General features: G+C 68.7%; 18 protein-coding genes and 1 pseudogene. 11 read left to right on the top strand and 8 right to left on the bottom strand.

Features of this window, described 5'->3' with window-relative positions; translation table 11 throughout:
- The first annotated feature begins 30 nt into the window (after positions 1–30).
- Entirely contained in the window at positions 31–1,107 is a 1,077-nt protein-coding gene (locus tag ACWD0A_RS00095; protein WP_451293040.1) for an NAD-dependent epimerase/dehydratase family protein, read from the top strand.
- Positions 1,095–2,153 carry an MraY family glycosyltransferase gene (locus ACWD0A_RS00090; protein ID WP_451293038.1) on the top strand — a complete coding sequence of 353 codons (1,059 nt, stop codon included), beginning with the start codon at positions 1,095–1,097 and terminating at the stop codon, positions 2,151–2,153. Before ACWD0A_RS00095 ends, ACWD0A_RS00090 begins: the two co-directional genes overlap by 13 nt.
- An 861-nt stretch (positions 2,154–3,014) precedes the next feature.
- Here ACWD0A_RS00090 and ACWD0A_RS00085 read toward each other — a convergent pair.
- Positions 3,015–3,992: an NAD-dependent epimerase/dehydratase family protein gene (locus ACWD0A_RS00085; RefSeq protein WP_451293036.1), complete on the bottom strand. Its 978-nt coding sequence runs from the start codon at positions 3,990–3,992 to the stop codon at positions 3,015–3,017.
- Between the two features lie 5 nt (positions 3,993–3,997).
- Positions 3,998–5,125, bottom strand: a complete 1,128-nt coding sequence (locus ACWD0A_RS00080) for a glycosyltransferase (protein ID WP_451293513.1) — start codon at positions 5,123–5,125, stop codon at positions 3,998–4,000.
- 268 nt (positions 5,126–5,393) lie between these two features.
- Here ACWD0A_RS00080 and ACWD0A_RS00075 point away from each other — a divergent pair, with 268 nt between their 5' ends.
- Genes ACWD0A_RS00075 through ACWD0A_RS00065 form a run of 3 tightly spaced genes read left to right on the top strand, consistent with a single transcriptional unit; the run spans position 5,394 to position 8,043 of the window.
- The gene (locus ACWD0A_RS00075; protein ID WP_451293034.1) at positions 5,394–6,308 is read left to right on the top strand and encodes an FkbM family methyltransferase; all 915 of its coding nucleotides are present in this window, start codon (positions 5,394–5,396) and stop codon (positions 6,306–6,308) included.
- Positions 6,305–7,408, top strand: coding sequence for a glycosyltransferase (locus ACWD0A_RS00070; protein ID WP_451293032.1), 1,104 nt, complete (start codon positions 6,305–6,307; stop codon positions 7,406–7,408). The genes ACWD0A_RS00075 and ACWD0A_RS00070 overlap by 4 nt, the downstream gene beginning before the upstream one ends.
- A 14-nt stretch (positions 7,409–7,422) precedes the next feature.
- Entirely contained in the window at positions 7,423–8,043 is a 621-nt protein-coding gene (locus ACWD0A_RS00065) for an arsenate reductase/protein-tyrosine-phosphatase family protein (protein ID WP_451293030.1), read from the top strand.
- An 11-nt stretch (positions 8,044–8,054) separates the two neighbouring features.
- Here ACWD0A_RS00065 and ACWD0A_RS00060 read toward each other — a convergent pair whose 3' ends face one another.
- Complete coding sequence (locus ACWD0A_RS00060; RefSeq protein ID WP_451293028.1) at positions 8,055–9,806, bottom strand: DUF4012 domain-containing protein; 1,752 nt, start codon at positions 9,804–9,806, stop codon at positions 8,055–8,057.
- A gap of 689 nt (positions 9,807–10,495) precedes the next feature.
- Here ACWD0A_RS00060 and ACWD0A_RS00055 point away from each other — a divergent pair.
- Positions 10,496–11,761 carry a hypothetical protein gene (locus ACWD0A_RS00055; RefSeq protein WP_451293026.1) on the top strand — a complete coding sequence of 422 codons (1,266 nt, stop codon included), beginning with the start codon at positions 10,496–10,498 and terminating at the stop codon, positions 11,759–11,761.
- Positions 11,762–11,821: 60 nt separating this feature from the next.
- Here ACWD0A_RS00055 and ACWD0A_RS00050 read toward each other — a convergent pair.
- A pseudogene (locus ACWD0A_RS00050) lies at positions 11,822–12,489 on the bottom strand (hypothetical protein).
- 283 nt (positions 12,490–12,772) lie between these two features.
- On the opposite strand from ACWD0A_RS00050, the gene ACWD0A_RS00045 reads away from it, so the two are divergent.
- The 4 genes from ACWD0A_RS00045 to ACWD0A_RS00030 are packed head-to-tail and all read left to right on the top strand — an operon-like array spanning position 12,773 to position 16,954.
- Positions 12,773–14,416 carry a GNAT family N-acetyltransferase gene (locus ACWD0A_RS00045; RefSeq protein WP_451293024.1) on the top strand — a complete coding sequence of 548 codons (1,644 nt, stop codon included), beginning with the start codon at positions 12,773–12,775 and terminating at the stop codon, positions 14,414–14,416.
- Positions 14,365–15,084 carry a PIG-L deacetylase family protein gene (locus ACWD0A_RS00040; RefSeq protein WP_451293022.1) on the top strand — a complete coding sequence of 240 codons (720 nt, stop codon included), beginning with the start codon at positions 14,365–14,367 and terminating at the stop codon, positions 15,082–15,084. Before ACWD0A_RS00045 ends, ACWD0A_RS00040 begins: the two co-directional genes overlap by 52 nt.
- Positions 15,081–15,776, top strand: coding sequence for a WbqC family protein (locus ACWD0A_RS00035; protein ID WP_451293020.1), 696 nt, complete (start codon positions 15,081–15,083; stop codon positions 15,774–15,776). The genes ACWD0A_RS00040 and ACWD0A_RS00035 overlap by 4 nt, the downstream gene beginning before the upstream one ends.
- Positions 15,776–16,954 carry a glycosyltransferase gene (locus ACWD0A_RS00030; protein WP_451293018.1) on the top strand — a complete coding sequence of 393 codons (1,179 nt, stop codon included), beginning with the start codon at positions 15,776–15,778 and terminating at the stop codon, positions 16,952–16,954. Before ACWD0A_RS00035 ends, ACWD0A_RS00030 begins: the two co-directional genes overlap by 1 nt.
- Here ACWD0A_RS00030 and ACWD0A_RS00025 read toward each other — a convergent pair.
- From ACWD0A_RS00025 to ACWD0A_RS00010, 4 genes are all read right to left on the bottom strand, one after another.
- Positions 16,929–17,402 carry an acyltransferase gene (locus ACWD0A_RS00025; RefSeq protein ID WP_451293016.1) on the bottom strand — a complete coding sequence of 158 codons (474 nt, stop codon included), beginning with the start codon at positions 17,400–17,402 and terminating at the stop codon, positions 16,929–16,931. The two genes, ACWD0A_RS00030 and ACWD0A_RS00025, sit on opposite strands and share 26 nt — an antisense overlap.
- A 459-nt stretch (positions 17,403–17,861) precedes the next feature.
- Positions 17,862–18,044, bottom strand: coding sequence for a hypothetical protein (locus ACWD0A_RS00020; RefSeq protein ID WP_451293014.1), 183 nt, complete (start codon positions 18,042–18,044; stop codon positions 17,862–17,864).
- Positions 18,045–18,078: 34 nt separating this feature from the next.
- Entirely contained in the window at positions 18,079–19,377 is a 1,299-nt protein-coding gene (locus ACWD0A_RS00015) for a hypothetical protein (RefSeq protein WP_451293012.1), read from the bottom strand.
- Positions 19,378–19,523: 146 nt separating this feature from the next.
- On the bottom strand, positions 19,524–20,159 hold the full coding sequence (locus ACWD0A_RS00010; protein ID WP_451293010.1) for a class I SAM-dependent methyltransferase: 636 nt from the start codon (positions 20,157–20,159) through the stop codon (positions 19,524–19,526).
- A 793-nt stretch (positions 20,160–20,952) separates the two neighbouring features.
- Between ACWD0A_RS00010 and ACWD0A_RS00005 the strand changes: the two genes are divergently transcribed.
- Positions 20,953–21,705 carry a hypothetical protein gene (locus tag ACWD0A_RS00005; protein WP_451293008.1) on the top strand — a complete coding sequence of 251 codons (753 nt, stop codon included), beginning with the start codon at positions 20,953–20,955 and terminating at the stop codon, positions 21,703–21,705.
- The last annotated feature ends 411 nt before the right edge of the window (positions 21,706–22,116 follow it).

Raw genomic sequence — 22,116 nt, 5'->3', positions numbered from 1 at the left:
ATGCCCCACCCACAGACATGGAGTGACGGCGTGACGGACCATCCGAAGTACCTGGTTACTGGAGGAGCCGGATTCATCGGCTCCCATCTCGTCGATGCACTGCTGGCCCGTGGCGAGCCGGTCGTCGCACTCGACGATCTCAGCACTGGACGCCTGCAGAACCTTGCCGGAGCACGCAATCACGGACACTTCCAGTTCATCCACGGCTCCGTGCTGGACGCGCCGCTGGTCGAAAAGCTGGTAGGTGAATGCGACCGGGTCATTCACTTGGCTGCAGCAGTCGGGGTGAAGCTCATCATGGAGCAACCACTGAGGTCCTTCACCATCAATACCAAGGGAACCGAAACAGTCATCGAAGCGGCGTACCGCCACGGCAGGCCGGTCATTCTTGCCAGCACATCGGAGATCTACGGCAAGAACTCCTCGGGGCCACTGACCGAAATGTCCGACCGCATTCTGGGAAGTCCCTCCGTGCCGCGATGGTCCTACAGCACGGCCAAAGCGGTGGACGAGATCCTCGCCGAGCTGTATCGCCGCGAGTACGGACTGCGTTCGACGATCGTGCGCTTCTTCAACACCGTCGGCCCCCGGCAGAGCCCGGCCTACGGCATGGTGATTCCGAGATTCGCCCGACAGGCGGTACAGGGGAAGCCGCTCACCGTCTACGGCACCGGTCGGCAGAGTCGCTGCTTCCTCCATGTCACCGACGTGATCGCTGCACTCGTCTCGCTGATCGACCGTCCGGAGGCCGAGGGAGAGACGTTCAACATCGGAAGCAACGAGGAAATCAGCGTCCTCGATCTCGCCGCACGCGTCATCACGTGCGCGAAGAGCGCTTCGACCGTGGAGCGTGTCTCCTACAACGAGGCGTACGGACCGGGATTCGAGGACATGGACCGCCGGGTCCCGGACACGACGAAACTGAGGGCCCTCACCGCCTGGCAGCCACGGCGGAACCTCGACGACATCCTCGCGGATGCCGTGGCGGACGCCCGCGGCGAAATGCCGCAGCAGGAGCCCGGGGCGGCTTCCCGTCGCACGGACGAGGGACACACCGGCGACCCCACCGACGGCCGGCCGACGGCGGCGCGTCCATGTCCGGTCTGAGTCCGTGGATGGTGACGGCACTCGCGGGGCTGGTGGCTCTGGCCGTCGCCGCTCTGCTGACCGAGCCCCTGCGTCTCCTCGCCGTGCGGCGCGGATACACCGACCAGCCCGCGGCACGTAAGGTGCATGTCGCCCCCACGCCCTATCTAGGCGGCATGGCCGTCGCAGTGGCGACGGCGGGCTCCGCGAGTCTGGTGATGTACTTCGCGGGCGGAAGTGACTCCACCCTCGGCGTCGTGCTCGGATGTGCCGCTGTGATCGCCGTGCTCGGCCTCGCCGACGACCTGCGTCCGCTCAGTATCCGGGTGCGGCTCTCCGTCGAGGCGGCCGCAGCGCTCGTCGTCGTCGTGTGGTGCGGCCATCCCGTGCTCTTCGGCACGTGGGTCGACGCGGTCCTCGCGGTGATGTGGATCCTCTTCACCACCAATGCGTTCAATCTGCTGGACAACATGGATGGCGTGGTGTCCACCGTGACCGCGGTCATCGCGGCGTTCCTCTGCTGCGCCGCGCTGTCCGCCGGGCTGGTCGGCACCGCCGCGGTCACCGCCGCCCTCGCCGGGGCCTGCGCCGGGTTCCTCTTCCACAACTGGCACCCGGCGCGCATCTTCCTCGGTGACGCGGGCGCGCTCTTCGTGGGTTTCCTGGTGTCGTCCGCGAGCATGACCCTGCACAAGGACAGCACCGCTCTCTCCGGGTACGGCAGTCTGCTGCTCATCACGCTGGTGGTCACCGCGGACACCGGATTGGTCATGGTGGCGCGGCGCAGGGAGGGGCGGCCTGTGCTGCAGGGAGGCAAGGACCACATCGCACACCGGCTCCGGCAGCTCGGGCTGACGGTTCGGCAGGTGGCGGTCGCCATCGGAGGCTTCGCGGCGATGACGAGCCTGACAGCCGTCCTGGTCATGCTCAAGGCCGTCCCGCAACTGGTCGTGCTGATCACGGTTGTCGCGGTGACCGCCGTCGTATGGCTCCGGCTTCTGCGAGTCCCCGTGTACAGCGCGGTTCCGACGAACACCACTCAGAGCAGCCACAGCGAGGCGGCGTGACCGGCCTCGGTGGCGACCTGCGGCCCTCCGTGACCCGGCCACGACCCACGTTCGCGAGCACAAGGAGGGGTGAGCCGCGCAGGCCCGGCACCTCATCGCACTCGGTGGGCGGGGGCCGGGCCTGCCAGCCGACAGTGGCAGCCGGTCCCAGGCACTCGCCCCCGATGTAGAACCGCTCCCTGTCGAATCCCCACTCCTCCGGGTCACCGCACGCCCTGCCTCCCGTGTCCCGTCGGCCGCCCTGGTGCCGGCACCGAGCACCTGTCCGCCGCCGGTGTCGTCCATTGACAGGCAGCGTTCAGTCGGGCATCACCCGGCGATAGACGTCGGTGAAGGACTCCGCCAGTTCGGTCAGGGGTCGGCCGGGTTCACCACGGTCGGCCCGCTGCCGGACCGCAGCGCCTGCGCCGCCTCGGCCGCTCCCGCCACCGGCTCCACCGAGTGCGGCTCTGCCCGAAGACGACCGCCTCGAACTTCCAGCCGCATCCCGAGGCCTCGAACGTCCCCCATCGGCGTCGAGCACGTGCTGCCGCGCCAGGCCGGGCTACCGCGCGTCGGCGTCGACCCCCAGGGCCCTGCAGCGCCGATTCGAACTGCCGGGACGCGAGCCGGCCCCATGGCCGACCTCGAGAACGTCGGAGCCAGGGCCGGCGGCGACGACCCCGTCCACGCTCGTGCAGGGCATCGCCCCGAATCGACAACCGAGCCGCCGCCCTGCGCGAGCCCGCCGGGACCGGCAGCGTCGACGACACTCGCCGGTGCCCTGACGGACCTGTTCGGGTCGGTCGCCGTGGCGATCGTCGGTCTCGCCACCTCCCGGCACGACCCGCGCGCCCGGATCCACCGGACCCACGCCGACCGTCAGCCCACGTCCACCGAAACAGTCTCCGCGGGCTGCCGCACCGCATAGTCGGGGAGGGTGCGGAACCAGTTCACCGTCTTCGCGAGTCCCTCCTCCAAAGGCACCTGGACGACGTCGGGGAAGAGTTCGCGCAGCAGGTCGTCCGCCGCCTGGGAATCGCGGACGTCCCCCGCCCTCGGCTGTTCGTGCCGGATGTCGGCCGGCAGTCCGGTGATGGCCATGAGGTCCCGGGCGAGGTCGAGAACGGTGACCCGGGTGCCGAAGGCGAGGTTCACCGGACGGTCGCAGGAGACCTTGCGCATCACCGCGTCGGCCAGCACCCGGACGACGGTTCCGACATAGGTGAAGTCCCGGCTCTGCAGTCCGTCGCCGAAGATCCGCACCGGGGCGCCGCGCAGCATGGCGTCGATGAAGGCCGGGACCACGGCGGCGTACGCATGGCCGGCCGGCTGCAGCGGCCCGTAGACGTTGAAGAAACGGAACGCCAGGGTGGGCAGGCCGAACGAGGCGCCGTAGGCGAGGACATACGCCTCGGTGGCGAGCTTGCTCGCGGCGTAGGGGCTCAGTGGCCGAGTCGCCAGATCCTCGTGCTTCGGCAGGACGTCGGTGGCTCCGTAGACCGACGAGGACGAGGCCGCGACCACGGGGACGCCCGCGCGCCGGCATGCCTCGAGGACGGCGACCGTGCCCGTCGCGTTGACGTGATGACTGGCGACCGGGTCGGCCAGCGAGCGAGGTACGGACGGTCGCGCCGCGAGATGCACGACGGCGTCCATTCCGGGCACGAAATTGTCGAGGAGTCCGGCGTCGAGGATGCTGCCCTCGACCAGTTCCACGTCGGTTCCCGCGAGGTTGGCCGCAGAGCCCGTGCTCAGGTCGTCCAGGGCGATGACCTTGCCCACGTTCGGACGCGACACGAGCTCTCGGCACAGGTTGGCGCCGATGAACCCGGCACCTCCGGTAACTAGGACGTTCACTGTGCTCACCTTTCGGACGAGGGTGCGGTCCACCAGCCGCGGGCGACGGCGATGGAGGTGTAGAGGGCCTGCGTGTCGGCCACCAGGCGTTCCTCGCCGAAGCGCCGGGTGGCGAACGCTCGCGCCTGCGCCCCCATCTCCCCGCGCAGCTGCGGATTGCGCAGAAGGGTCACTGTGTGGCGTGCGAGGTCGGCGGTCCTCGGCGCGGCCAGGAATCCTGTCGTTCCGTCCCGCACGACCTCCGCGACACTGCCGACGTCGGTGGCCACGCTCGGCAGCCCGGCGAGGCCCGCTTCGATCAGACTCACCGGCATGCCTTCGTTGTCCGACGTCAGCAGCACCATGTCCGCGGCGGCGTACACGGTCTCGACGTCCGCGCGCCACCCCAGCTGATGCAGAGAGTCGCCGAGTTCGGCGACGGCTTCCGGGTCCGGGCGGAGGTCTCCTGCTCCGCACACCACGAAGTGGGCTTCCGGGACGGCTCGGTACACCTCGCGGGCGACTGCAAGGAGACGGTCGGGACGCTTGATCCCGGTGATGCGCCCCACGTACGCGACGACCGGGCCCCCCTGCGGGAGTCCCAGGATGCTCCTGGCCTTCGCGGGGTCGGGCGCGGGGGCGAGACTGGTGCCGGGCGGAACCACCGTGTACTGGCCGGCCTTTCCGATACCCGCGGCGACGAGATCGTCGCGTACCCGCCCGCCCACGGCGACCAGACGGTCCGTGAGGGCCGCGAGCCCACGTTCGGCGGTCACCACGACCTTGGTCTTCGCCGGGGAGAAATAGCCGTGCAGGAGATGGCCGTGAAAGGTGTGCACTCGTGAGGGCACCCGGGCCAGCACGGCCGCGGTCCGGCCGAGCGCGCCGGCCTTCGCCGTGTGCGTATGGACGATGTGGGGCCGGAACCGACGCATGGCCGCCACGAGTTCGGCGAGGCAGCGTGCGTCGTCCGAGGGCCGCACAGCACGCCCCAGGCCGTTGATCCGGTGCACCGGGAGGCCGGGCGCACGCTGATCCAGGTGGTCGGCCTCTCCCGGACTCACGAATCCGGTGACCAGACGATGCTCGAACCGCTCGGGATCCATACCACGCATGAGTGCCGAGACCTGGACGGCCGGACCACCGATGTTCATTCGCGCGATCACTCTCATCACGCGCAGGCGAGGAATTTCGGAACCGCTGATTCGCTGCATGGCGGTCGACATGTACCCGATATTAGGCGGAGCACGGCCCACTTTCTGTCAAGGGCATGAGAAGCCCGCGTGGCGGCCTCCGGCGCGCCCGGTCGTGCCGGATATAAACGGCACAGACCCAGCCGGGTCTCCTCGTTCAGGAGACGGACGGCAAATGCACTGCCATTTGCGTCGGAAGCAGGAGCCCATGCCGACTACCGTGCAGGAAATGCTCAGACTGATCTGGAACCACCCGGCCAACCGGGGCCACCGTCCCGGGGCTTACGCGCGCATGGCGCTGTGGCAGGCGTACAAACGCCTGGTGGGCAGGCCCTTCGACCTGAAGGTCTACGACGGCATGCGGTTCCGGGCCCATCCTGACAGCACTCAGGTGGGGCGCCTGCTCTATTTCGGCGGTCTGCCCGACTTCGAGGCCATGACCTTCATGAAGCGCTATCTGCGTCCCGGGGACGGTTTCATCGACGGAGGCGCCAACGAGGGAATTTTCACTCTTCTGGCGGCCAAACTCGTGTCGGACCGGGGAGAGGTGCACGCATTTGAGGCTCACCCGGTCTATGTGCAGAGGCTGCGCGAGAACCTGGAAAAGAATCGGCTGAGTTCCGTGTCGGTGCACGAGTTGGCGGTCGGAGAAAGTCCCGGCACGCTGCCCTTCGTGCTGCGCGGCACCGGTTCCCGGATCCGGACCCCGGAGGACGTCGGCGAGGTCGTGTCCGCGCGGGTCGTACGCCTCGGCGAAACGCTGCCCGACCGCTCCTGGGCCATGGGCAAGCTCGACATCGAGGGCGCGGAACACTGTGCGTTGCGCGGAGCGGAGAAGCTGCTGTCCCGTGCCGACCCGCCGGTGTGGTTCCTCGAACTCGTCGATCCCTTCCTCGCACGGTTCGGCTCGTCGGTCCACGAGGTACGCCGATGGCTCGGGGACCACGGATACGACTTCATGCACTACGAGCCCCAGCTGGACCGGTTGGTTCCCGGCCCGGGGGCCGTCGGGCCGGACGTCTTCGCGGTCTCGCGGGAACGCCTCGCGGAGGTCGAGGCCCGGCTGCGCGAGAGCCGCGAGCGGGAAACCGGCCCGTTCTCGTCCCGGGCGGGCAGACGCGGCGCACGGCGGGTTGCACGGTGACGACGGCCCGGATCTGCGAGGTCATCAAGTCACTCGACGTCGGTGGCGCCGAGGTCCTTCTGGTGGAACGGCTGCGTGGCGCACCTCGCGACAACCACGCCTACACCGTGGTGTTCCTCCGTGCCTCCACCGAGACGCTCGCCGATGAGCTGCGTGCCTGCGGGGTGAACGTCGTCGATCTGCGGTCCTGCCCGCGGTGGTTGCGCTACGCCGAGCTGGTCCGTGTCGTACGCAGGCAGTCGCCCGACGTCGTCAACGTCCACTCCCCCGCGCCGGCGGCTCTGCTGCGCCCGTTCCTGCGTCTGATGCGCCACCGTCCCCTGTTGGTGTCCACGGTCCACTCGGTGTGGTACCGCCCGCTCACCATGCTGCTCGACCGGTCGACTCGCTGGCTGGACGACGTCACGGTCGCCGTGTCACCCCAGGTGGCGCAGGCGCGTACGGTGCGGGGAGCGCGCCGGGTACGGACCCGGATCCACGGCGTGGACGTGGCCGCACAGCGCTCCTGGGCGCAGCGGGCAGAGCAGGTGCGGTCAGAGTTCGGAATCCCCCTGGACTCCTTCGTCTTCGCGTGCGTGGCGAACTTCCGTACGCCCAAGAACCACATGCTGCTGATCGAGGCAGCGGAACAGGTGCTCGCCCGGCACGCCGAGGCGCTCCTGGTCCTCGCCGGCGACGGCCCCCTGCGGCAGCAAGTGCTCGCCGAGGTCGACCGGCGGGGGCTGCAGAAGCAGGTGCGGTACCTGGGTGCGGTCGCGGGGGCCAACCGTCTGGTCGCCGCCTCGGACGCACTGGTGCTGTCCTCCTCGTACGAGGGCCTTCCCGTGGTCGTCATGGAAGCGATCGCGGCGGGCGTACCAGTGGTGTCCACCGCCGTCGGCGGAGTGCCCGACCTGGTGTGCGACGGCGAGAACGGCATTCTCGTGCCGCACGGTTCGTCGCGGCGGCTGGCCGAGGCCATGCTGCGGGCCATGCGACCCGATGTGCACGCGGCGCTCGCCGCCGGGGCACGCGCCGGCGCCGAGACAGTGGACGTGCGGGCCACGACAGCGTGGTTCGACGATTTGTACGCCGCCGCAGCCGGCGGGGTGCGCGATTAGTGGACGGTGATCTCATGGCAGAACGTGCGGGCGTGATGCTCGGCAGTGACTCTCCTTCCGGCACGCCGCGCGTGCCGGAATTCCGTGTGCTCACCGTGTGCACCGCCAATCTGTACCGCTCCCCGCTCGCCGAATGCCTGCTGAGGAAGCGGCTGGCCGCGGTGCGGGAGGCGATCCATCTCAGCAGCGCAGGCACACGGGCTGTCACCGGCACGCCGATGGAGGCCGCGGCCGCATCCGCGGTCGTCGCACGGGGCGGGAACCCGTCGGGGACGGGGGCCCGCCGGCTGACGGCCGGACTGGTCGAACGTGCGGATCTGGTGCTCGGGGCGGCGTTGGAGCATCGTGAGGCGGCCGTGCGCCTGGCGCCTGTCCGGGCCCTGTCCCGGGCCTTCAGCCTGCGCGAGTTCGCCCGGCTGGTGAGGGCGGAGGACGGCGCGGATGTGGCGGATCCGGCTGCCCGGTTCACCGCTCTCGTCGTGGGAGCCGCCGCGCGGCGCGGTGCGGCCCCGGCGGACGCGGCCGATGACGACGTGGCCGACCCGCTCGGGGGCAGTGAGGCAGTGGTGCGGGAGTGCGTGCGGCGTATCGAGGAGTCGGTGGAACGTATCGCCGTGGCGATGGGCGTCGGCTGAGAGGGGGCCGCTCAGGCACCGCAGTCCGGGTGGGGCTCCACATGGGTCCGCAACGGCGTGACCAGCGGCTGGCGCAGGAGCACCGGCGGGCGGTGGCTGACCGGCTCCACGAGCCGGAACGTCAGGGTGCGGCTGCTCTGCGCCGGCAGTTCCAGGTCGGCGGTGTAGACCGGGTGCCCCCGCTCGACACCGCTGTGCAGCATCGCGGGACGGCCGTCGACGGTCAGAGCGGTCAGTAGTGCGCCCTTGCTGGCGTAGTAGGAGACCAGCAGCCTGTTGTCACCGGGTTGCGTCGGGTAGGGCGGTTTGTCGCCGCGCTGGGTGACGTACGCGGGAAGCCCCGTGACGGGGGCACGGTTGGTGAGCGTGATCTGCGCGGTGACCAGCCGCCCTTCCCGGGTGCAGCGGCCGGGGATCCAGCGCAGCTCGCGGTCCAGGTAGTAGTCGAGCTTTCCACCTGCTGCGTTGTTGACCACCACGCCGGCGAAGGGGCCCGGCGTCGCCGGAAGCGCACCGCTCAAGGGGCTGGTCATCAGCAACCGTTGCTCGTCGGGCCGGGCACTCCACACCTTGAGGCGTTCCTCGGTCATGATGTCGTACGTGCCCCTGAGCAGTGCGGGAAGCCGCTGCGGGTCGCCAAGAGCCTCCAAGAGCGATGTGGCGGCCGTGCGCGCCACATTCAGGAGGAACGACTTGCGTTGAACGCTGTCCGGATAACGTGCGTAGCCGTCCCGCTCCGCGAGGTCCAGGGCGTTGTCGGCAGTGAGCACCGTACCGTCGGGCATCCGGGCGGGGCCGGTCGCCCGCAGCAGCCTCGCGAGTCCGCTGGGGTCGAGGGCGATCGCGCCGTCCACCCGTTCTCCGCTGTGGTCGTACCAGGCTGCAGCCCAGATGCGGGCGGCATGGGGAAAATGCGGGCTGATGTTGGAGTTGGCCCACGTGCCGACGGGGTCCATACGCGCGTACTGGGCCGTGTACTCGGCACCCAGATCGATCGAGGGGTCGGCCTCGGCCAGCATCGTGTCGGTGCCGAAGGTCTCGAAGCGCGGTTGCCCCTGCTCGACCGTGAGCACGGCGAACGCTCCCGGCAGCCCGCCCGTGCCGCGCGCCTCCGCGGTGTTCTGGAAGACCACGAGATAGCGCCGCGGACCGTCCGCGCCCAGCATGGGCGGCACCACACGTGCCGCCAAGGCGGCGTCGGTCATTGCCGGGGCGATCCGGTCCAGTTGGCGCACCAACTGGGCCCGTGCCTGGTCAGCCGCCCCCACCCATGTGCGGGAGGGCAGTTCATGAGTGTCGTTTCTCGTGTCGGCGGCCACCTGTGCCGCCCGCTCGAAGTCCGGGGCCTTCTCGTCCAGTCGGGACAGCATGCCCTGTAGGCCGCCGTCGCGAGCGTCCTTGCCTCCCGTCGCCATACTGACCACCGGCGGGAGTACATCGTGCGTCAAACGGTGGGCGGCATGCGTCACACCGCGCACCGTGGTGAGGGGCCGACCGAGGACAGGTACCTGCGCGGCGACGTACCAGGCGGGACCCGAAGTGAGGCGATGAGCGCGGGCGGCATGCCCTGCCGCGGATCGCATCGCCGCCTTCGGATCCGCCGACGCATGCGCACCGGTCGCCTGTGCGGCGCTCGGCGCAGCCCCGGAGACCGATTGCCGCAGCGCCTCCAGGGAGCGCTGCGCGGCGAGGAGTTCGGAACGGGCGATCAGGCCGGTGACCACGATCCATCCGACCCCGGCCAGACACACCAACGCGGCCACCCCGACGACGTAGGCGATCCGCCTCCGGAGCGACGGCTCTGCTGGATCCGCTTCGGCCGGCCGGCCGAAGCGGATCCAGCCCTTTCGCTCCACCCAGAAGCGCGGACGAAGAGTCCTCACCGGAGCGGCCGGGGCAGGTCCGACGACGCCTCGCAAAAAGTGAGCGAGGCGGAACGCCATCTCGACGGGGCCGTCATCTCTTCACGCTCCTCAGGTCAGTTCGGTCGTCCCTTGCGCATCGCAACCTTTTCGGGCCGACAGATGCATACATAACCCTCGTGAGGTGCCCGAGCGGTCCGCCTGCCCGAAACCACCGGATGGCGTAAGAGCCCACCTGCCGGGCGCTCCGATGTGAAGGCACCGCACCGGCGTGGTGTTGCTGCATCAGAGTGGTGAAGGACAGACACACACAAGCAGTCGGGATGAGAGCCCTGAGGGCATGCGTCAATGACCCGGCAGAGGCATTGAGGAGCGTTCGGAGTGCTGAAGGTGGGACGAGGCACATGCAGTGAATCGCGAACTGTGGTGGCCGTAGGGCTCGTCGCCGCCGGCCTGCTCACCGTTGGTCGCACGCTCGCCGTGAGCCCGTGAACCCGTCGCGGCCGGTCGGCAGGAGCCGCGCTTGGAAACGCCACCTGCGAACCTTCGGCTCGCTCACCGTCGCCGGCCAGGTGGAGGCGGCACTCTCGTTGGCGACCACCGCCGCGCTGGTGCGGCAGGTGGGCGGCGCCGAGGCGGGACAGGTGCTTTTCGTGCAGTCCCTGGCAACGGTCTGGTTCGTCGTGTGGGACCCGCGCCTGGAGGACGCGCAGCAGCGCTTTGTGCCGGCAGAGCAATTGCGCGGTGCGGGCCGCGGTACTCAGCTGTACCACCGGCTCGTCCGGCTGGACTTCGCCTCCGGGCTGCTGGCGACGATCGGGGGCGTGCTGGTGGCCTTCGCCGCCGCTGCCACCGGATGGCTCTCGTCCGAGTTGCTCTGGCTGCTCGTTCCCGCCGTGCTCGGAGCCGGTGTCGCGACACCCGCGGGAAGCGCCTCGGTCGGCTACGCGCTCACCGGCAAGTTGTTCCGGCTGGGCACTGTCCGGCTCGCGCTCGCCGTGTTCGGGTGTCTGGTCACGCTGACCGGGCTGCTGATGGCCGGCCCGGTGGGCTACCTGACGGCGACCGTGGTGACCGGTCTGGTCTCCACGGTCGTGCTCACCACCGGCGCTGTCCGGCAGGTGCGCGAAGCATGCGGTCCGCCTGCCGTCGAGCCCGTCCCCCTGCCACCGGGCCTCATGCCGTTCCTGGTGAAGACATCGGCGACCGGATCGGTCTCCGCTGCTTCGGAGAGTGGCGTTTCCGTGCTCGCCGGGGTGTTCGGGGGCCCCACACTGGTGACGTATCTGAAGGTGGCCACGTCGATGGCCCGTCTCTTCATCACTTTCGTCAGCCCTGTGGCAGCGCAGCTCTATCCGCGCCTGGCGCTGGCCGGAGCCCATGGATGCCGTACGGCGGTGATGAAGGACGCCCTCCGCTCCAGTGCGCTGACCGGAGCAGTCGGGGCGCTGGCGGTGGCGGTCGCGGCTCCCCTCACCGGACTGCTCCTGGGCCTGGTGTACGGCGCCGAGTACACGATGCTGTCGACGGCGGCGGTGGTACTTCTGGCCGGGGCCGCGCTGCGCGGCACGGTGATCTGGGGCAAGGTGCTGCCGACGGCCCTGGGGTTCCCCGGCGTCCGGCTGGCGTTCCTGACGGCCGAGGGTGTCTGCCAGCTGGCCGTGCTGGTCGCCGTGACCCAGCTCTGGGCGGGCCCGGAACGCATGGCACTGGCTTACGCCACGGGTTCGCTGTGCCTGCTGGCGTTGAGCACGGCGTGCTGGTTCCTCGTGTTGCGGGCGCTCGTCCGGTCGCTGCCTCATGCGGTTTCCACGGCAGAGCCGCTTCCGGAGCAAGCGGGAATCACCTCGCCGTAAGGCGGTCCGCTCGTGCGGCCGATGGCAATTGCCTAGAGACGGGGTTCGGGTGACACATGATCAGGCAGTCGCGGCTTCTGCACGCTCGACCAGGACGCCGTTCTCGAACTTGGCGCCCGCGCGGACCAGGGCGACGAAGTGGGGATCCAGTGACCGCGCGCCAGCGGGCCTGGGCGGACTCGACGAGCTTGAACACCCTCGCGAGGGCTGCGGCCGGGCTGCCGGTGCCGCGGGGGACCTTGGTGCGGAGCTTGAAGGTGGAGAAGGTCGACTCGATCAGCTTCTGGGTGCCGTCCAGGCGCACACCCATCAGCACCAGGACGCAGAAGCGCGCCGGTCCGAGCCGAACGTTGGGGTGCACACCCTCCGCCGACGCGTGCACGTTGTCGCCGCTGCGAGGTCGCGCTGCTGGAAGGCGGTGTGGTCGTCCTGCCACCGCTTCGTCAGCCGGGACACGGTGGCCGGCGACAGCCCGGCCGCCGAGCCGAGGAACTGCTCCAGCGCGGGCACAACGGGGCCTGCCGCGGTGGTCACGGTGCGAGGCAGGTGGCGGCCGTTGCGGACCACCAGGCAGCACCGGCCTGGTCCGTCTCGGCAGCCAACTCGGATACGTACCGGTTGCCATCGACCTCCAACACGGCGGCGAGCATCCGGCTGCCCTCGCCGACGATCTCGTCGATCAGGAAGCCGGACTCGGTCGAACGGTCGCCGTTCACTACGCCGAGCACGGGCCTGCCTCCCGTCCCACGCTGCGAACGCGGGCCCACTCGGTGACGTGTCGATCAATCACCCGCGAAGGTACGCCCCTCATGCGCTCCCCCAGAGCCGATCCACAAGTCCCGAGCACTGCTGGGTCTCCCGCCCCACCCGGCTTTCCGCCGCAGTACTCCCCTCCGAATGGGTACGCCGTCGGGGTGCACTGGCTTCCGCGGACGGCTCGTCGGGCCAGGTCATCGCGTTGTGCCGTGCCAGTCTGGCAAGCGGAGCCACAACTCGATCAGGAGACCCACGATGCACGGCACGGCGGGGACGGCCTCGGCCGGTCACCACAAACAAGTACTCTGTCGCCTGGGAGACTTGCCGGACGATGCCCTCGGTGCGCTCGTCGAACTGGAACGGCGGGTGCACCTGGCCAGCGCGCACTACGACGACGAACCGTGGGAGCTCGAGAACTTCACGCGCGCGCTTCCCGGCAAGGCAGAACTGAGCCTCGTGGCTATGGCGGCGGGGAAGCCGGTCGGCTTCCTCATTGCCTCCAGCCGGCCGACCGGTGTGCATGTGAACCGCGTCGCCGTTCATCCCGAGCACTGGGGCACCGGTATCGCGTCCTGGATGCTCGCCCGGCTTTTCGCGCAGTCGTGCGGTGTCGTCACGATCAACTGCGACCCGCAGAACGGGCCGGCCCTCGCGCTGTACACTCGCGCGGGCTTCCATGTCAGTGGGACCACTCCAGCCGGCAAGTTGCTGCTCTCGACCGACCCACTGCCCCCGATCGGGGAACTACGTATATGGTACGTCTTCACCACGGCGGGCATGCGGAGCGGACACGCCGCGCATGTGCCGGGCCTCGTGGACGCCCTGTCGCGTATGACCCGGGCAACCGCCGTACGGTACGGCGACCCCGCAGACCTGCCGGCCCTTCAGCTGAGCGTCGGTTGGACACGCGCGTTCGTCCGCCTTGTCGCACGGGCACGGCGAGAACGGGTCGACGTCATCTTCGTGCGTATCCACTGGAAGTTGGCCGCGCTCCTGGCACTGGCAGGTCGGCTGGGGGGCGGATGGCGCGTCGCATTGTGGTCGTCGGGCGGCACCGGCCTCCCGCCGGGCGTCCGCCGCCTCGGTCTTCGTGCGCGCGCGGGCCGGGTCCTTCATCGCTTCGTGCTGCGCCGGGTGGTAGACGCGGTCGTCACCGGCCCGCCACGCCTCCTCGGTGAGTACGCCGACCGGTACGGGATCGAGCAGGACCGGCTCCTGCTCGCCGCCAACGACGTCAACCAGGAGGCATGGCGCGCCCTCGCGGCCGTCGAGCCCGAGCTCTCTTCGCAGGAGGTCGTTCGGCGTTGGCTCACGTCTCCTCACCGGTTCGTCTATGTGCATGGTCTCGACATCATCCGCGGCGCAGACAGCCTGCCGCACCTGCTGACAGAGATCCGCAAGGAGCTGCCCGCGGCGGAGCTCTTGGTCCTGGGAGACGGGCCGCTGAGTGCGCAACTCACCACCGAGCCCCTGCTCATGGCCGGGCGAGTCCCGAACTCCGACGCCGCCTGGGCGATGGCGCAAGCGCACTGCGTGCTCGTTCCCTCACGTCAGGAGGGCTTCCCCCGAGTCGTACTCGAGGCCTTGGCGCTCGGGATCCCTTGGGTCTCGTTCGACGTCGGCGGCTGCTCGGACATCGCAGGCGAGTTGCGTGACCGCTACGTCGCACCCGACGGGGATCTCGAGCGGATGGCAGCTCTGGCCGTAGCCGCCGCGCGCCTGCCGGATGCCGGCACACCCCGATCCGAACTCGTGCAGCGAGCCGCGGATTTCGACACAGAACCTGTCGCCTTGGCCCTCGCCGCGACGCTGCGTTGTCTCAAGTTCCATGGTGCCGCTCCGGCTGCGTGGCTGTCGCGGTCGCTGTGGCGGCCGACGTTCTCCAGGAGGAAGACCTGATGTTGTGCAGCAATCCAATGTTTGAGCGCAGCCTGTTCGTCGGGGCCCACCTCGACGACATCGAACTCGCAGCCGGCGGCACCGCTGCCAGGCTGGTGCTGGCCGGAGCGCAAGTGCGCTTTCTCGTGATGAGCACCTCCGAGTACACCAGTTACAACGGCAGCCATTTCCGGGATGCCGGCGTCGCGACGGAGGAAGGGTACGAAGCCGCCGCGACGCTCGGGGTCAAGGACCTCGATATCCTGCAGTTCCCGGCGAAGGACGTGGAGAACCACTCGACCGTGGTGGAGGCGATCAACGAGATCGTCGACGACTTCCGTCCGACGATGGTGTTCACCCACTGGCCGTTCGACACCCATCGGTCCCATGCGAACACGGCCCTCGCGACCATCGCGGCGAGCCGGTACTACAACTCGGTGCTCATGTACGAACCGATCACACCATCCGGACGCAGCTACGTCGGCTTCCGCCCACAGCTCTACATGAACATCGACGACACCATCAAGCCGAAGCTGCAGGCTCTGCGCTGCCACCGTTCAGAACTCGAGAAGTACGGAGAGCAGTGGATCGAGGGCGTCGAGGCCCGCTCGCGGTACCGCGGCTACGAGATGCGCGCACAGTACGGCGAAGCGTTCGAGGTCTCGCGGCTGGAAGCAGTGCTCGCGTGAGGGTCACGATTCATCAGCCCGAGCACCTGCCGTGGCTGGGCCTGCTGGCCAAGGTCGCGGCGTCGGACTTGTGGATCGTCCTCGACTCGGTCCCGTACCGGAAGAACTACTTCCAGAACCGCAACCGGGTGCTGCTGGCCGGGCAGGAGACATGGCTCACCGTCCCGGTGCACGCCCCCTTCGGCACCCTGATCCGTGAGGTGCGAGTCTCCGACACGCCCCATTGGCGACGGCGCTACCGCGGGCGCCTGACCCAGGCCGTGTCCGGTACACCGGGCGCGAACCGCCTCGAAGCGCTGCTCACGGCGATCGACGACGCGTCACCTGGCTCCCTGCTGGCAGATCTCAACCTGGACCTCGCGGACTGGCTTCTCTCGCAGTTCGGCGTCACGGTGCCGCGGATCCGCGCGAGCGAGCTCGCTCCCACGGGGAGCAAGAGCGAACTGATCCTGGATCTGTGCAAGGCGGCGGGCGCCGACGAGTACATCGCCGGCCCTTCCGGACGCGACTACCTGAACCTGCCGGCCTTCGCCGACCATGACATCAAGGTCCGGTTCTTCGAATTCGACCATCCGACGTACCTTCAAGACGGACCCTTCGTGCCCTGCCTCTCCGCAGTCGATGCCTGGTCCCGGCTTGCACCGGCCGAACTCCCCGCGCTGCTCTCCAGCTACCGACTAGGAGACAACTGATGGACGCGCCGCACTCACCCGCAGCCGCCGTGGCGCCGTCTCGCATCACCGTCGTGACGATCTCCGGGCACCGGCAGACCGCCGTCGAGGATTCCGCGGACTTCCGCGCGTGGAACGCGCTGGCAGACAGACTCGGCCACGCCTGGTGCGTCTGGGCGGGACCACATCTTGAGACCGACCGGGGCTCGATGCACGTCGTGCGGCGCCCGCGCCATACGGGTCCGCGATCTCTGCTCTGGGCCGCCGGATCGGTCCGGATCGGGGTGCGCCTCGCCCGAGCGGCCGCGCGCAGGGGCGAGACCGTCCTCGTCAACGGAGCGGAGCCATGGGGCTGGCTGTCAGCCTCGATCGTATCGCTGATCGTCCGGCGTCCATGGCTCATGGACATCCACGCCGACTATCTCGCGCTGCCGGCCGCCTCGCTCGGCCGCTGGCGCAGGGCCGTGCTCGAGCGGGCCGTTGTCGCGTTCGCCCGTCGCGCCACTGCACGCAGAGTCGTCGCCCAGTCGATGGCCGACGCGCTGGCCCGTCGCGGCATCCTGTCCGATCTCGTGCCGCCGCGGCTCCTGCCGGTATGGGAGGAGCCACTGGAGCGCACCCGGGCTCCGCTGGCCGGGCCCACTGCGTCGCTCCTCACTGTCGGCCGGCTCGTTGCGTCCAAGGGCTACGACATGCTGCTGACAGCAATGGCCACGCTCGTCGAGACGGTGCCGACGACACGCCTGCGCATCGTGGGTGACGGTCCGGAGAAAGCGAAGCTCCTCCGCCAGGCCGATCGGCTGGGGCTGTCGGGGCATGTCGAATTCCTCGGAGCCCGCGGCCTGGATGAGGTGAGGAAAGAACTCGCACGTGCCGATCTCTTCGTCATCTCGTCGAGGGACGAGGGGCTGCCGAGGACGCTTCTGGAAGCAGCGGCCGCCGGCGTCCCCGTCGTGGCGACCTCCGTCGGTGGGATTCCGGCCGCCGCATCGGGCTGGCCCAGCGTCTCGCTGGTACCGGCTGACAGCGTCTCGCTCGCAACGGGTCTGCGCGAGGCTCTGGCGTCCTCGCCCGGACCCGGGCAACTTGCCGCAGTGCGGCGAAGGGTCCTCGCGACGTACGGCTTCTCCACCAACCTCGACGAACTCGGCGGCCTCTACCGCCGCATGCTGGTCAAGGATGCCGCAAGCAGACGGTAGAGCCGGCTGCGTGGTCCCCCGAGGAGTCTCGGTGGCGCACCACGCGCGCCGGATTGCCCGCAACAACGGTGTACTCCGGGACGTCGCGCGTAACGACCGACCCCGCCCCGATGACACTCCCCCGGCCGACGGTCACCCCGTCCAGCAAGATCGCGCGCGCCCCGATCCACACATCGGACTCGACGACGATTCCCCGAGCGGTGATCGGCTGGCGGTGAATGGGGCGTGTGAGGTCTCCGAACTCGTGATTGAAGGCGACGATGACGACACCGGTCGCGATACGGCACCCGTCATGCACGGTGATGCCACCGGCGCCGTACAGGACGACGTAGTTATTCAGGGTGCAATCGCTTCCAATCGTGATGAAGCCGCCCTGTGGGACCAGCTCCACATGGCGGCCGACCAGGGTTCGCTGCCCGACGGCGATGTGTGCATGCTCCTGGAGCACGGCGCGTGGCGAAATGTACGAGCGGGTTCCGATGCGCGCCCCGCGCAACCTCTGAGGCACGTTCACCCATGCCCGTAGCCACCTCATCGCTCTCGACACTCCCTTCGAATCGCCACAGTCGTCCCTCCCGGTGCGGATCAGCCTCTGTGTGCCTTGGAGCGCTGTCGCGCCTGGGTGCCGAGACGGCGCACGGCCTGCGTGTACATGGACCCCGGCAGGGCTGCCCTCTCAACTTGAGACCGCCCAGGCGTACGGGGGCCGGTGGAGGCTGAGACGGTAGCGCAACGCTCCAGGGCCAGCGTGGCAGAGGTTCATGTCCGGAGAGGACGCGAGGAGAAGCTCGACCATGTAGCCAACGGAGTCATGCTCCGGTCCACCGTGCGGCGTCGACGGACTACGCGCCACTCATCGCGGTTGTTCCTCCACACGGTTGCTTGCCATCGTGTTTGCTGTTGAGAGTCACTTTCCGCGATCGAAGGCCCCATTATTGCGGTCGCAGATGAAGTGCACATCTGGACACGCCAAGCCAACGCTCAGCCGGCTCGGTGGCCGGCTGTCGTTGGCCACCGAGCCGAGGAACTGCTCCAGCGCGGGCACGAAGTCGGACTCGGTCGAACCGTCGGTGTTCACTACGCTGAGCACGGGCGTATCTTCCCGACCCACGCTGAACGCGGCCCTACTTGGTGACTTGTCGGTCAATCACCCGGGAAGGCAGGCCCCTCGTGGGCTCCCAGGGATCCGAGCCGCACGTCCCGGGCATTGCTCGGTGGCCGAGCGGCTGTACGGAGGCCGAAGCCTGACATGCTGAGGCCGCCACGACCAGGCCGAGAATTCCCCAGCCCGCGCAAGGGTAGGCACCGGTGGTGTTGAACCACACGAGCGTTGTCACCAGAACCGCACGCGTCGCCATGTCGCGGGGGCGCCATGCGTGCCACAGAATCACGAGGAACAGACTCGCTCCCACGGCACCCAGATAGACAGCAATGTCCAAGTAGACGTTGTGGAGACCTTCGATGTGCGTACTTCGGTAGGCGTCCACGAGTGCGCTGGGGTCGACCTGTGACCAACCGCTGCCAAGTAGCGGGTTCGTCGCCTCGAAAGCTCCCCAGAAGGACTCGGCCTGTACGGTGTGAACCCAAAGAGTGACGTGCAGGTCCGGGCGGACCTGCGGGATGAGCACGACAGCGGATGCCGCCGCGACGAGAACGACCAGGATGTTGACGCCCCGGTGAGTGCCTGCGGCCCGATTCCACTGCCTCCGACCGAGAGCCAGCACGGCCAGCCCGGCCAGCGCGCCCGCCGAGGCGCCGATCCCTCGTGAGCCGAACAATCCGACCAACCCGCTCAGAACAAACAGGGCTCTCGCTGCTCTGCTCGAGTCCGCCGCACCGAGAACCACCAGTACCGCGGCGACCAGTGCCACCTCGTTGGGGCCGCCGGGGAGGCCGGACCAACGGCCCGTCGTATCGCCGAAGAGAGGTACCGTGACCAGAACTGCCAGGAGTCCCCAACGCACGAAGCGCCACAGGTCGAAGTCGCGGTGGAGCACGAGACCGACCACGGCCCCCGCGACAACCGGCTGCATCACCCGGACGAAACTCAATGTCGACTCAGCGCCGTTGTTCAAAACTGTTCGCGCCACTCCGAACAGGAGAAAGACCACCAGGAACTTCAGGACCGGTGTCCGAGGTGCCGATGAGCACCTCAGCAGCGCGGCGACGCACACGGCAACAAAGACAGCGTCCCCCGTGTGGAGGGTTCCTCCCAAGAACGTACCGAGCTGTGGCCACGCCGCCTGATGGATGACCGCAGCAATCGTCGTGACCACCACGATGAGTCCCCGGGGAGCAAGGCAGACGAACAGCACTGCCCCGGCAAGCAGGAGGACGCCGGGAGCCGGGTAGGGACCGGCGACCGCCGCCACCGCCAGAAGCCCCGAGCAAGCCATGGCGACGGCGACGACAAGGGGAGTCATCCCCAGTGGGTTTCGCATGGTTTTGCTTCGCCTCCGCGGTTGGTCGGCCGCCATCGGGCATGCGCGATCTGTCGTACGCGTCGGCAGATCGGATCTGTGGTGCCAGTCCGCGGCGTAGGGCGAGGGCTGTGCCCCTCGAGACTGCCTCAGGCGCCCAAGCTCCCTGACGGCCGCAGCAGCGCAAGGTACGTCGGGGAGAGAAGGTTGGGCCACCGGTGGACGGCAGAGCGAACGAGTTCGTTGCCGGGGCCCGCCAGCGCCCGCTCGTCCGCCACCTCCCAGCCCTGCTCACGGCTTGCCTCTCTCACGAAAACCCGCGCTTCGTCCAACGAGAAGAACCAGCGGTGCCGGTCCTTCGGCGCCACAGTAGGCAGCCCGTACTTCCCCGAGATGGGTTTGCCCCGCAGGTGCCGCACGCGGATACGCACTTCGTAGCAGTTGGGAAGAGTGATGACGATGTGCTCCCGAGCAACTCGGCAGAGCTCCGAGAAAGCATGATGGATGTCGTCAGTGTGTTCCAGCACATCGAACGCGGTGATGACGTTCGCGTAGTCGTCGTCGAAGGGGAGCTGCTTACCGAGATCAGCGACCACTTCGGCATCGGGGTCCACGTCCACCCCAATGTAGTGCACCTCGTGTCCCTTGAGTTTCAGTGCCTGCTCGAGATCGCGCGTTCTGCAGCCAATGTCGACCACGTTGCCGTGCCAGATACGGGGGTACGCCCCAACAACCCCGTACATCTTTGGTGCGACCGCCGCGCGGTCGAGCGTCATGACGTCCATCCACCGTCCGCCTTCGCATGACTAGTAGTTGATGGTCGGCCCATTCCTGAAAGACGATCGGTACGCGCCTGCGGGTAGGAGATGGACCGACGTGGCGGCCGGTGGCCCGCACGTGCTCGATGCGTTCCCGGCGCTCAGCCGCACGCCTCGTCCATGTGTAACCTCCGGGCTGGTTCTCGAAGTGGAGACACACCGCGCCGGACGAGTTCCAGGGAAAATGTCCCCATCGCCCGTGGAGCCACGCGCCGAGGTCCGCCGGAGGGTGGACCGGCCCCGGTGCCGCTCGTCGCCGCGCGGGCCGCCGGTCGTCGTGGTGAACGGAGCGGAACAGTGGGGGCCGTACGCCTGGATCGTCGCACGCGCCAGGAGGTGTCCGCTGCTGATCGACGTCCACGGGGACGTCCTGGCCATGGCTGGCAGAAGCAGGTCAAGGCCCTCGTGACGCTGGTGGCACCGGGCCCCTGCGCGATCGACGCCGGCTCCTCGCATCCCACCGAGCACTCAGCGACTGCCCGCGGCACGCGACGACGTTCTCGGCACGAGGAGACCCTCCTTCCGGTGGGACAACCGCTAGGACGGACAGCAGGACGAACTCGTGGTCCGCTCCCGGCTCCGGCCGTGTTCTCGCGCCCTGTGTGGCCGGTGAGGCGAACCGCTCGACATGCGCAGAGGCACTGCTCCTGAGCCTGGGGCGTGTCTGACCCACCTTCTCGGCCGCAGGCCGTAAGACTTGTCCTCTGGGATGGACAGAGGTTCCGTCCAGTCAGCATGAGATCCGTGGAGGGAAACCACCGTGCGAATCTTTCTCGACGTGGGCGGGCACTACGGGGAGTCGCTGGACATCGCCCTGGACCCGCGGTGGGGATTCGACACGCTCTACTCGTTCGAACCCTCCCGCACCTGCCAGCGCCTGCTCCGAAGCTTCCGGGACTCGCGGCTGACCGTTGTCCCTGCGGGGCTTTCCAACAAGCAGGCAACGACGACGCTCTACGGCAGTGGCCTCCTCGGAGCGAGTGTCTACGCGGACAAGACGCAGTCCGATGCGTGCCCCCAGCAGGAGACCGTCGAACTGCTACGGGCGACCGACTGGTTGCTGGCGAACACCTCGGCCGACGACGAGATCTTCGCGAAACTCAACTGTGAGGGAAGTGAGTGCGATGTGCTCGAGGACCTGCTCGACAGTGGCGCGATCAGCCGACTGACAAGCGTTTACGTCGACTTCGACGTAAGGAAGATCCCGAGTCAGAATCATCGTCAGGAGCTGGTCGAACAGCAACTGCGCGAGCAGCATGTTCACTTCGTCACCCCTGACACACTGGGCGCCCCAGGTGGGAGCGCCGCGATGCGCAAGTGGCTGACGATGGAGACCACTCCGAGGCGGACCGGTATGCAGGCAGCGTGGCGCTACCGGCTCGGGCTCCACCGGCCACCATACGTCTGGTCCACGACGGTCGCGAGAAGAGTCTTGCCAGTGTCCGTCTACGAGCAGGCCGCCCGGCGTCTGGGTACGCAAGCACGAAGGCGCCAAAAGGCGCACAGCGGCTGACACGGACTTCGACGTACAGGCCCGTCTACCGCCCACCTGCAAAGGCCGCTTCGAGCGGCAGGTCGACACTGTCCGCGGCCGCGCCCGGCCGGCCTGGCTTCTCCCTCCTCATGAGGACGGACGCCGCGTTCGCAACGACTGCCTCGTCGTCCTCACCCGAAGCATTCGACGCCGATCCCAGGGAGCGTTCCCCGGCACCTGACCGCGGGTCCAGGACCACGAAGTCTGGGACAACTACCACTGCCGCGGTCGGCAACGTGTCCACGGTACCGACCGGGCACCCGCGGCTCGAATCGGCAAAGGCCGGCGCGCGTCGACGACGACAAGCACTGGGACGGCCTGCGCGACGAACTGAGGCGGCTGTGAACAGCTCGGTGCCCCCAGCTGGGGGCACCGAGCTGTTCACAGCCG

The organism is Streptomyces sp. NPDC002867, assembly GCF_053591895.1.
The sequence above is the reverse complement of the archived record's forward strand: the minus strand, read 5'-3'. Positions and strand labels throughout refer to the sequence as shown.